The 10772-nt window shown below is 72.0% G+C and carries 9 protein-coding genes and 1 pseudogene; 2 read left to right on the top strand and 8 right to left on the bottom strand.

Going from position 1 to position 10772, the window contains the following annotated elements; genetic code table 11:
* The 3 genes and pseudogenes from ABH928_RS34955 to galE all read right to left on the bottom strand — a co-directional run.
* A pseudogene (locus tag ABH928_RS34955) lies at positions 1–563 on the bottom strand (urease subunit alpha); the annotation flags it as partial.
* A complete protein-coding gene (gene ureA, locus ABH928_RS34950; protein ID WP_370072761.1) occupies positions 563–1315 on the bottom strand; it encodes an urease subunit gamma in 753 nt (250 codons plus the stop codon). The pseudogene ABH928_RS34955 and the gene ureA, both read right to left, overlap by 1 nt.
* Positions 1316–1498: 183 nt before the next feature.
* Entirely contained in the window at positions 1499–2500 is a 1002-nt protein-coding gene (galE, locus tag ABH928_RS34945; RefSeq protein ID WP_370072760.1) for a UDP-glucose 4-epimerase GalE, read from the bottom strand.
* Between the two features lie 287 nt (positions 2501–2787).
* Between galE and ABH928_RS34940 the strand changes: the two genes are divergently transcribed.
* A complete protein-coding gene (locus tag ABH928_RS34940; RefSeq protein WP_370072759.1) occupies positions 2788–4932 on the top strand; it encodes a SpoIIE family protein phosphatase in 2145 nt (714 codons plus the stop codon).
* Between the two features lie 64 nt (positions 4933–4996).
* On the opposite strand, the gene ABH928_RS34935 is transcribed toward ABH928_RS34940, so the two are convergent.
* The 4 genes from ABH928_RS34935 to moaA form a co-directional block, all read right to left on the bottom strand.
* Entirely contained in the window at positions 4997–5980 is a 984-nt protein-coding gene (locus tag ABH928_RS34935; RefSeq protein ID WP_370072758.1) for a DUF2637 domain-containing protein, read from the bottom strand.
* 162 nt (positions 5981–6142) lie between these two features.
* A complete protein-coding gene (locus ABH928_RS34930) occupies positions 6143–6925 on the bottom strand; it encodes a hypothetical protein (RefSeq protein ID WP_370072757.1) in 783 nt (260 codons plus the stop codon).
* A gap of 89 nt (positions 6926–7014) precedes the next feature.
* Positions 7015–7803 carry a hypothetical protein gene (locus ABH928_RS34925; protein ID WP_370072756.1) on the bottom strand — a complete coding sequence of 263 codons (789 nt, stop codon included), beginning with the start codon at positions 7801–7803 and terminating at the stop codon, positions 7015–7017.
* A gap of 234 nt (positions 7804–8037) precedes the next feature.
* Positions 8038–9066, bottom strand: coding sequence for a GTP 3',8-cyclase MoaA (gene moaA, locus ABH928_RS34920; RefSeq protein WP_370072755.1), 1029 nt, complete (start codon positions 9064–9066; stop codon positions 8038–8040).
* Positions 9067–9196: 130 nt separating this feature from the next.
* Between moaA and ABH928_RS34915 the strand changes: the two genes are divergently transcribed.
* Positions 9197–9823: an NTP transferase domain-containing protein gene (locus ABH928_RS34915; RefSeq protein WP_370072754.1), complete on the top strand. Its 627-nt coding sequence runs from the start codon at positions 9197–9199 to the stop codon at positions 9821–9823.
* 33 nt (positions 9824–9856) lie between these two features.
* Here ABH928_RS34915 and ABH928_RS34910 read toward each other — a convergent pair whose 3' ends face one another.
* Positions 9857–10672, bottom strand: a complete 816-nt coding sequence (locus ABH928_RS34910; protein ID WP_370072753.1) for an IclR family transcriptional regulator — start codon at positions 10670–10672, stop codon at positions 9857–9859.
* Between the last annotated feature and the right edge of the window lie 100 nt (positions 10673–10772).

Genomic DNA, 10772 nt, shown 5'->3' with positions numbered 1-10772 from the left:
ACGCCCACGCCCCAGACGGGGCCGAATTCCTGGCCGATGATGGTGGTGACGCCGGAGGCCAGGGAGGCCTCCATGATGCGGGGGGAGAGGAGGTGTACGTGGGTGTCGATGGCGCCGGCGGTCGCGATCAGGCCCTCGCCGGACACGATGGTGGTCCCGGTGCCGACGACGACGTCGACGCCGTCGAGGGTGTCCGGGTTCCCCGCCCGTCCGAGGGAGACGATGCGGCCTTCGCGGATCCCGATCGAGGTTTTGCGGATCCCGGCGACGGCGTCGATGACGGTGACGTTGGAGATGACCAGGTCACAGGTATCTGCCACGGCGGCGGCTTTGAGGTGCAGGCCGTCGCGGGCGGTCTTGCCGAACCCGGCCAGGAACTCCTGCCCGGGCTCCTGCGAGTCCGACTCGACCCGCACGATCAGCCCGGAGTCGCCCAGGCGGATCCGGTCGCCCGCGCGGGGGCCGTGGACGGCGATGTAGTCGTGCGGGTCGGCCGCACCCCACGGCGCGACCGGACCCGGCCGCCCGTGACAGCCCTGCGCGTCGAAACCACTGCCGCTCATCAGGACTCCTCCTGCTCGGACTGCTGGGACTGCTGGGGCTGCTGGGAACCCTGCTCTGACTGCTCGAAGTTGGTGAGGTAGCCGCAGGCGCGTGCCTTCTCCAGTGCCGTCTCCCGTGCGCCGGGCGCGTCCAGCGGGCCGTCGACCAGCCCCGCGAAGCCGACCGCGACACGCTCGCCGCCGATCGGCACAAGCCCGACCTCGACCACCGCACCCGCGTCGAACCGCACCGAGGACCCCGCGGGAACCGCCAACCGCATCCCGTACGCCGCGGCACGGTCGAACGCCAACCGCGGGTTGGCCTCGAAGAAGTGGAAGTGCGAGGTCACCGTCACCGGTACCACCGCCGTGTTCCGCACCACCACCAGCACCACCGGCTCCGCCGGCTCGTAACCGACACCCTCACCCGGCAGTGCGGCACCCGGCGCATCCGCGCCCAGCGAGCCCTCACCCCGGAACGGGTCGTCGATCACACACAACCGCGTCCCGTCCTCGAACACCGCCTCCACCTGAAGCGTCGTCACCACATCCACCACACCCGGCAACACATCCCCGGCCGACAACACCGTGCGCCCGGCCTCGATCGCCTCCGCCAACCGCCGCCCATCCCGCGCCGCCTCACACACCGTGTCCGCAATCAACGCCGTCGCCTCCGGCACATTCAGCCGCAACCCACGCGCTCGCCGTGCCCGGGCCAGTTCTGCCGCGGTGAACAGCAACAGCCGGTCCCGTTCCGTCGGTGTCAGTCGCACGGTTCCTCGCAGGTGGTGAGTCAGCAGGTGGGTTCAGTCGTGGTTTAGAACGCCGTTCAAACTTTTCTGGAATTGAACCTCGCGGACGCCCCCGTGTCCAGCCCGTCCAGCACCCGGACATGCGGAAGCACCCGCCCGGACCAGCCCGGACGGGTGCTTCACTCGATGCCGAAGGCTCTGCGGCTACGCCCCCAGTACCGCCTCGCGGCGTTCGAACCAGGCCAGGGTGTCGGCGATGCCCTGCTCCAGCGACAGCTCCGCGCGCCAGTCGAGCAGCTGCTCGGCCTTAGCCGTGCGCGAGAACGCGCCCGCGTTGTCTCCCGGGCGGCGCGGGGCCTCCTCGGTCGACATCCGGTCGCCGGTGACCGCCTCGAAGGCCGCGACCAGCTCGCGCACGGTGGTGCCGCGCCCGGTGCCCAGGTTCAGCACCTCGTAGGAGCCCGCGCTGTCCGGCGGCAGCACCACGTCGAAGCGGTCCAGTGCCGCCACATGGGCCCGCGCCAGGTCCCAGACGTGGACGTAGTCGCGGATGCCGCTACCGTCGCGAGTCGGCCAGTCGGTGCCGGTCAGCAGGAACGGTGTGTCCGCGCGCCGCGCCTGGACCAGTTTGCCCAGCGCGTGCGAGGGGACCGGCGTCTGCAGGCCGGTGCGCAGCGCCGGATCGGCACCGATCGGGTTGAAGTAGCGCAGCGACAGCACCCGCAGCGAGCTGGCCTCGGCGGTGTCCTTGAAGATCAGCTCCGTCAGCATCTTGGTGCGTGCGTAGGGGGAGAGCGGGTCGAGCTCGGAGGTCTCGTCCACCGAGAAGTCCTCGCCCGGCCGGTAGATCGACGCCGACGAGCTGAACAGCAGCCGCTCGCAGCCGTTGCGCTGCAGGTGCTCGACCAGGGCGACGGTCTTGGCGACGTTCTCCCGGTAGTAGTGCAGCGGGGCGGACACCGACTCCGGTACCACGATCAGGGCCGCGCAGTGGATGGTCGCCGCGATGTCGGGGTGGTCGGCGAAGACCTGGTCGACCAGCTCGCCGTCGGCGATGTCCCCCTCGTAGAACGCCCGTCCCTCGGTGAACTCGCGCCGTCCCGTCACCAGGCTGTCCAGAATCACCGGCGTGATCCCCGCGTCCAGGCAGGCTGAGGCGACGGTGCTGCCGATGAAACCCGCTCCACCGGTGATCAGTGCCTTCATCAGTTCGTTCCCCCTCTGTTCGTGCACCAGCAGGTTCCATCCCCGTGAACCCGCCTCGACGGTCCTGACGAACTGGAGTTCGTGATGGTTCCGTGATCGGGAGGAAATCGCCCGGTGACCCACCTGCGGAGAACGGAAGGGCGCGCCTCCATTGCCGCCTACCCGTTCATCCGACAGGATGAAGTCCGGATATTCACCCCAGTTCGCCCGCCTACCCGCTGACAGCCGGACGAACGGGCCGGACCGCTTCGCTGCGCACCCTTACGCAGACGCAGGGCAGGAGAACGATGGCGCCTAGGCCGCAGCCGCCGCGGCTCCCGCAACCGCCTCATCAGCCGCCGTACTCCAACCAGTCGCCGGACTGGTTGGAGCCCGCGATGGCGGCCAACGGGATCGGTTCCTGGGACTGGGACATCCGAGCCGACCGGCTGGTGTGCGACGACCGCGCGCTGGCGATCCTCGGTCTGGAGGAGCTCGGCCCCGCCGGAGGCGGCGCGGACGACGGCGAGGAACCGGCGATCACGGCCGAGCAGTTCCTGGCGCTGCTCCACCCCGAGGACGCCGTCGTGGTCCGCCGTCGCGTCGAACGCGCCGTCGCCTCGCTGGGCCAGTGCGGCGCGTACTACCGGACCGTCTTCCCCAGCGGCGAGCTGCACGCAGTCCGCTTCCGCGGCCGGGTGCTGGCCGACGAGGACGGCAGGCCCGCCCATATGGTCGGCTTCGTCTGGGACGCCACCGTCGAGCTCGTCAAGCGCCGCCGCGCCGACCGCGCCGCCACCGTCCGCGAGGAGCGCACGCTCTTCATCCGCGAGGCCGCCAAGGCCCTCTCGGAGGCGGTCACCACCGCCGATGTCGCCCGTGTCTTCACCGAGCTGCCGTTGCCGGGCATCCCGCCGGACGGGCTGATCCTGGCCGTACTGGAGAACGGCAGGATCCAGATCCTCGCCGCCTCCGGCTACGACGGTGACTCCCGTCCGCCGCACGACCACGTCCCGCTCGACGCCGACCATCCGGCGGCGCTCGCGCTGCGCACCCGCACGCCCGTCTTTCTGGCCAGCCAGCATGAGTACCGGCAGCGGTTCCCCGCCGCCTGGGCCCCCGTCGTCGGGCACCCCAAGCACGCCTGGGCCTTCCTGCCGCTGGTGGCCAGTGGCCGCCCGATCGGCGTCTGCCTGGTCAGCTTCGACGAGGACCACGCCCTCGACCACGAGGAGCGGACCCTGCTCACCACGCTGGGCGGCATGGTCGCCCAGTCCCTCGCCCGCGCCCGGCTCCACGACGCCGAGCACGAGCTGGCCGCGGGCCTGCAGCGGGTGCTGCTGCCGCGCCGGGTCCCGCCGGTGCCGGGCTTCGACAGCGCCGTCCGCTACCTCCCGGCCGGGACCGGCCTGCAGATCGGCGGCGACTGGTACGACGTCGTCCCGCTGCCCAGCGGCCACGTCGGCGTGGTCATCGGCGACGTGCAGGGCCACGACGTGCATGCGGCGGGCGTGATGGGTCAGCTCCGGATCGCGCTGCGCGCCTACGCGGCGGAGGGCCACCCGCCGGCCGCGGTGATGTCCCGCGCGTCACGCTTCCTGGCGGACCTGGACACCGGCCACTTCGCCACCTGCCTCTACGCCGAGGTCAACGTCGACTACGGCGTCGTCTACGCCGTCCGGGCGGGCCACCTCGACCCGCTGGTCCGTCGCGCCGACGGCAGTGCGACCGTGCAGCACATCGCGGGCGGCCTGCCGCTGGGCGTGGACCCCGAGCAGGGCTACCCGGTCACCCGCTTCGGCCTCGACCCCGGCGAGGTGCTGCTGCTCTGTACCGACGGCCTGGTCGAGACCCGCAGGATCGACCTCGACGAGGGTATGGAGCGCTTGCGGCGGGTGTTCGCCGCACGGGGCGCGGACCTCGGTGCGGGTCTGGACAAGGACCTCGGCGCGCTGGCCGACCGGATCGCCTGCGCGGCAGCGGACAGCCACGAGCGGGACGACGACATCGCCCTCCTGCTGCTCCGCTGGGAGGGCCCCGCGGACACCCGCGCCCGCCGGCAGCTGCGCCGCAGGATCGCCCAGGCCGACCTCGACCAGATCGCGGAGCTCCGCGCGGAGCTCCGCGACGCGGCGCGGCGGTGGGGCGTCGGCGACCTGTCCGACACGGTGGAACTGCTGACCTCGGAGCTGATCACCAACGCCCTCGTCCACACGGACCGCGACGCGATGCTGACGGCCCGTCTCTTCCACGACTCGGAGAGCGGGCGACTGCGCCTCCGGATCGAGGTGGAGGACGAGTCGGACCAGTGGCCCAAGCGCAGGACGCCTGGCGAGCAGGCGTCGTCCGGACGCGGGTTGATGCTGGTCGAGGCGCTGAGCGACGCCTGGGGCGTCGAGCCCAACGGCAGCGGTAAGCGGATGTGGTTCGAACTGCTGAGTGCGGAGCAGTAGTTGCAACCTCCAGGGGCAACTTCCCCACTGCCGAAGACGGACCGTACGCGCCAAGGACTTACCGTCAGCCGTAAAGCTTCTCCAGGTCCTTGAGCTTCTGCTCCAGCGAATCCCACGCGTTCGGGCGCTGCATGGTGACCGTGTCGTCCTCTGCGGTGAGGTCGTAGACCCCGCCGTTCCGGGCCTCGGGAGAGGCCACTATCGCGGGCTCCCCGGGGTTCGACTCCCGCAGCCCTGGCCTGGGCAACTGCGGGACCCGGCCGCGCGGCGCGCCGTTGTTGTTGCCGCTGCCGAGCGCGCGGAGCGGCTCGGCAGCGGCAGCCCCCCTGCGCGCGTCGCGTTCGCGGAGCTTCGTGCGGCGGTCCTCGCGGACCTCGTCGACGGCCTCGTCCAGGCTGCGGACGTTCTCCAGCAGCATCAGCGACCACGCCGCGTACGTCTCGCGCGGGGCGCGCACCCAGCGGACCACGCGGATCTGGGGGAGCGGGCGCGGCACCAGGCCCTGCTCGCGCAGCGCCGCCTTGCGGGTCTGCTTGAGGGCGCGGTCGAAGAGGATCGCCGCCGAGAGCGACATGCCCGCGAAGAACTGCGGTGCGCCGTTGTGGTCGATACCGCGCGGGGCGTGGACCCAGTTGAACCAGGCGGAGGCCGCCGCGAACATCCAGACCAGGCTGCGGGAACCGAGTGCCGCGTCGCCGTGGCTGGCCTCGCGGACCGCGAGCACCGAGCAGAACATGGCCGCGCCGTCCAGACCGAACGGGACCAGGTACTCCCAGCCGCCGGAGAGGCCGAGGTTCTGCACGCCGAAGCCGACCAGGCCGTGGAAGGAGAGCGCCCCGGCCACCGCCGCGCAGCAGAAGAGCAGCAGGTAGGACGCGGATCCGTAAACCGTCTCCTTGCGGAGCCGGCGTTCCTCGCTGCGTTCCCAGCTGTCCTCGGACTTGGCACGGCCGAGCCGGGACCGCAGCACCATCAGCAGCACCGCCACCAGCAGCAGCATGGCTGTGAGCGCGAGGAACCAGCCCAGCGCACTGTCGCTCATTCTCATCGTCGCCTCGTCTCCTCCCACCCCGGTAGGCGTCCGAGGCGGATCCATCCTTACGGAGCCCAAGAGTCGATCGTGTGGTTTTGGGACCGATACACCAGGACGAGTGACGATTGGCAACTGCCGTGTCTGATCGTGCTATTACCGCATTTCTCGACGGCGGGCTCAGTCGAAGGTGAGCCAGACCGGCGTGCCCGAGAAGGCCCGCACCAACCGCTGCGCCTGCGCGCGCAGTTGTGCAGCCTCCGCCGCCGGGGAGACCTCGGCGAGGGTGGCCAGCGCGGGCGCGATGCCGATGGCGAAGCCGGTCTCCTCGCGCAGCCGGAGCGACTCCGCATACCCGTGCCGGGCCCCGGCCGTGTTGCCGTCCTCCTGGGCGATCGCGGCCAGGTGCCGCCAGGTGTAGGAGAGCAGGTGCGCGTCCTGCTGCTGCTCCGCGCCGGCGTGGGCGCGGCGGTAGGCGGTGCGCGCGGAGGTGACGTCCTCCAGCAGGGCGTGGGCGATCAGGCCGCGGCGGAAGTCCAGCAGCGGCCGGGACGGGTCGTCCGGCGGCAGCAGCGCGGAGGAGCGGCCCAGCGCGGCCTTCGCCTCGTCCAGGCGGTCGTGGACCTTCAACAGCGTTGCGCCGTAGGCGAGGAAGCCACGGGCGCAGGCGGCCTCGGCCCGTTCGTGGTTGCTCCGGGCGACGGCCTCGGCGGCCCGCAGCGCGGCCTCCGCCTCGTCCCAGCCGTGTCCGGTGAAGAAGGCCGCCTCGATGAGCAGTTCGGCGCGCTGGATCGCGTCCGCGGGGCCGGTGCCGAGCAGGTCCGCCGCCGCCTCCCAGCAGCCGCGCGACCGCAGCAACCAGATCCGCTCGTCCGTGTCCCCACCCCCGCCGGTCGCCTGCTGATCACCTGTTGTCCGCCGGGCCGTACGCTGCTGGGTCGCTCGCCGTTCGGACAAGGACACGCCATCGCCCCTCACTGCGACCGTCGTCGATCGCCTTTGGTTGCCCTCGGTGACGGTCATTCAACACGCGGGCGGCGAGGCGCACCAGATCACGGGCGCGAGGAGTTGCGTACCAGTTCACGTGCGGCGGTGTTGACCGCCTGCGGCATGCCGGTGAGGTCCAGTTCGAAGAGCGCGACGAGCAACTGGTCGGCCCGGTTGCGGGCCTCCAGCGAGTACCCGGCCAGGGTGAACATGGCCGGCTGCAGCTCGTCCCCGTGGAGGGTGTTGAGCCAGAGGCACTCGACGGCGCGCAGGTCGGCCGGCTCGGTCCAGGTGTCCACCTGGGCCACGATGGTGGTGCCGAGCAGGCAGACGCCCTCGCGGTCCTGGGAGTCGGAGACCTCCAGCTCGCCGAAGCCGAGCCACTCCAGGTACCGGGCCGACGCCACCACGGCGTCGTCGGAGGTCCGCACCGGGTGCGGCAGGAACGGCTTCCGCGCCACCGCGCGCGGGTGCGGGCCGCCCTGCCCGGACTGGACCTGCGCGCCCAGCGACGGCGACGGCCGCCCCGGCGCGATCGGCGGCACCGGCGCCACGGGCGGCACCGCGCCGCTGACCGGCGTCGGCCGCCGCGCGGTGTCGACGGGCAGCCGCACGGTCGCGCCACAGTTGCACGTGAACTCGGGCTGCGGCCACTGCTCGGAGCGTCCGCAGGAGGGGCAGCGCATGCTCAGCCAGGAGTCCTCCCAGGAGCGGAACCGCACCTGGACCGGAACGCCGCCGCGCAGCAGCGGGATCTTCAACGCCGCCCCGCACGGGCACGGGAAGACGGGCGGCTCGTACGCGTGTTCCCGGCGGCAGGACGGACAGCGGACGGGCTTGGGTGTACCTGTCATGAGGGACCGTCCGTTTCGTTCGATGCGCCAACCGGGCGCCGTCACAACAGACTACGCACGGGACGCCGTGGGGGTTCCATGGTCGCCCATCCTCGGCGCGAGCGGAACGCGGAAGCTCGCCAGAATCACCTGACAACGTCATCCGGCATGTTCCAGGGCGCCCTTCGGCTCCGCTCGACCGCCGCGTCCACCACAGATTCGACCGCCGATTCGACCGGCGCTTCCACCCGGGCTTCAACCGCCGATGGCCGACATCGGGCGTGCCGGCTGCCGGAAGTCGGCGCTGTTGATCGCATGTCCCGGTCCCTTGCCCGCGACGCTGGCGCGCCAGGCGGCCTCGACCTCCGCGTCGTCGGCGCCGCCCCGCAGCAGCGCGCGCAGGTCGGACTCCTCGCTCGCGAAGAGGCAGTTGCGCAGCTGCCCGTCGGCGGTGAGCCGCACCCGGTCGCAGCCGCCGCAGAACGGGCGGGTGACGCTGGCGATCACGCCGACGACGGCGTCCGTGCCCTCGATCCGCCACTGCTCGGCGGGCGCGTTGGCGTCCCGGCCCGCGTCGGCGCGCGGCACCGGGCGCAGCGTGAAGACGCGCCCGAGCTCCTGCAGGATCTCGTCCGCGGTGACCATCCGCGCCCGGTCCCAGGCACCCTGCGCGTCCAGCGGCATCGACTCGATGAACCGGAGCCGGTAGCCGTTCTCGACCGCCCAGACGGCGAGGTCGGTGATCTCGTCGTCGTTGACGCCGCGCACCGGCACGGCGTTGACCTTGACCGGATCCAGCCCGGCCGCGTGGGCGGCGGCGAGGCCGTCGAGCACGTCGGCGAGCCGGTCGCGCCGGGTGATCTCACGGAACCGGTCCCGGCGCAGCGTGTCCAGACTGACGTTGACCCGGCTGAGGCCCGCGGCCTGCAGCGCGTGCGCCTGGCGGGCCAGCCCGATGCCGTTGGTGGTCAGCGACAGCTCCGGGGCGTCCGGCAGTGCGGTGAAGCGGCCCACCAACTCCGGCAGTCCGTGCCGCAGCAGCGGCTCGCCGCCGGTGAGACGCAGTGAGCGGATGCCGAGGCGGGACGTGGCGATCCGCACCAGCCGCAGCAGCTCGTCGTCGGTCAGCAGGTCCGGCTTGGGCAGCCAGTCCAGGCCCTCGGCGGGCATGCAGTAGGTGCAGCGCAGGTTGCAGCGGTCGGTCAGGGACACCCGCAGATCGGTGTGGACCCGGCCGAACCGGTCCAGCAGGGGTGCGGCATGGGTGGGGATCGTGCGCTGCATCGGCCCAGTAGAACCGCCGGACCGACCGCCGGTCCAGCGGGTGAAGCCCCGGTGAACGCCGCAGGTGCGCGAGCCCTCCTCGTACGATCATCCAAGCCCGCGCGGCGGTGCGGTTCGCCATGCTTGAGGCATGAGCTCCGGACTTCTCCTGGCGGCGGGCGGCGGTCGCCGCATGGGCAACCGACCCAAGGCGCTGTTGCCCTATCGGGGACGCCCGATGATCGAGCACGCACTGGGCGTGCTGCGGGCGGGCGGCTGCACCCGGCTCCGCGTCGTGCTGGGCGCGTCCGCGCAAGAGGTGTTGCGCACCGCGGAGTTGGGCGACGCGGAGGTCGTCCTCAATCCGGACTGGGCGTCAGGGATGGGTTCGTCGCTGCGGGCAGGCCTGGACGGCTTGGACAGCCTGGGCGGCATGGACGGCTTGGACTGCTTGGACGATGCGGGCATCGACGGGGTTCTGGTCGGCCTGGTCGACACCCCCGGCGTCACGGCGGAGGCGGTCCGCCGAGTCCTCGGCAGCGGCGCGGAGTTGGCCGCGGCGAGCTACGCGGGGGAGCGGGGCCACCCCGTCTACCTCGCCCGCCGCTTCTTCGCGGAGGCGCGGGAGGGCGCGGTCGGCGACGCGGGCGCGCGGCGGCTCCTGCGAGCCCATGCGGGGGAGTTGGTCCTCGTCGAGTGCGGCGACGTGGCAGCCCCGGACGATGTCGACACCCCGGAACAGTTCGCCGCACTCTCCCAGCGGGGCGCGGGGCTCTGAACCAGTGCAACGTCCCCGCGCCTGAAGGCTTGCTCAGCCGCTCGACATGAGCGCAGCGCCGAGGCGCGTAGCGATCTCCTTCATCTCCGGGATCAGCGCCCGCGCTCCCGCTCGGGATTCCAGGGCGCGCACCCGCGCCTCCGGGCCGGAGATGGAGAGGGCTGTCGGTGTCGGCGCGCCCGGGACGACGACGGCGATGCAACGCACGCCGATCTCCTGCTCCTGGTCGTCCACGGCATAGCCGTCCCGCCGGGCCTCCTCGAACTGGTCGAGCAGCGCCACCGGCGAGGTCACGGTGTGCACGGTGTGCGCGGCAAGCGGGCCGGTGCCGAGGACGGCGACGGCCTCGTGCTGGGGGAGCTGCGCCAGCAGCACCTTGCCGACGGCGGTGCAGTGCGGCTGCACCCTGCGGCCGACCTCGGTGAACATCCGCATCGAGTGCCGTGAGGGCACCTGGCCGACGTAGACGACCTCGCCCGCCTCCAGAACCGCCAGGTTCGCCGTCTCGCCGGTGGTCTCCATCAGCTCGCCCAGGAACGGCCGGGCCCAGCTGCCCAGCAGGCGACCCGCCGTCTCGCCGAGACGGATCAGGCGCGGGCCCAAGGTGTAGCGTCGAGCCGTGTCCTGACGGACGTACCCCTGCTGTACGAGCGTGCGGACCAGGCGGTGGATCGTGGGCATGGGCAGGCCCGAGGCCGTGGCCAGGTCGCTGAGCGTGCTGACGCCGCCGGCCTCGGCGAGCACTTCGAGCAGTTGGAAGGCGCGCTCGACCGACTGGACGCCGCCGGCGCGGTCGGCGGCGGTGGCACCCGGTGTGACCTGGGCGTCGAGCGGGGTGGATGACGTCACCACAACAGCCTTCCTGGCAGGGGGCGGCAAGCTAACTCAACAAAGTGTTGAATTTCTGTATCGCGGAAACTAGCCTCCACCTTACAGAAGCGAAGCGCAC

Origin of the sequence: Streptacidiphilus sp. MAP5-3 (genome assembly GCF_041262505.1) — a bacterium.
Taxonomy (GTDB): Bacteria; Actinomycetota; Actinomycetes; order Streptomycetales; family Streptomycetaceae; genus Streptacidiphilus.
The sequence above is the reverse complement of the archived record's forward strand: the minus strand, read 5'-3'. Positions and strand labels throughout refer to the sequence as shown.

Excerpts from the sequence above, each read along its gene's own strand:
- galE (WP_370072760.1), bottom strand. The coding sequence starts at position 2,500 with ATGAAGGCACTGATCACCGGTGGAGCGGGTTTCATCGGCAGCACCGTC.
- ABH928_RS34940 (WP_370072759.1), top strand. The coding sequence starts at position 2,788 with ATGGCGCCTAGGCCGCAGCCGCCGCGGCTCCCGCAACCGCCTCATCAG.
- ABH928_RS34935 (WP_370072758.1), bottom strand. The coding sequence starts at position 5,980 with ATGAGAATGAGCGACAGTGCGCTGGGCTGGTTCCTCGCGCTCACAGCC.
- ABH928_RS34925 (WP_370072756.1), bottom strand. The coding sequence starts at position 7,803 with ATGACAGGTACACCCAAGCCCGTCCGCTGTCCGTCCTGCCGCCGGGAA.
- moaA (WP_370072755.1), bottom strand. The coding sequence starts at position 9,066 with ATGCAGCGCACGATCCCCACCCATGCCGCACCCCTGCTGGACCGGTTC.
- ABH928_RS34915 (WP_370072754.1), top strand. The coding sequence starts at position 9,197 with ATGAGCTCCGGACTTCTCCTGGCGGCGGGCGGCGGTCGCCGCATGGGC.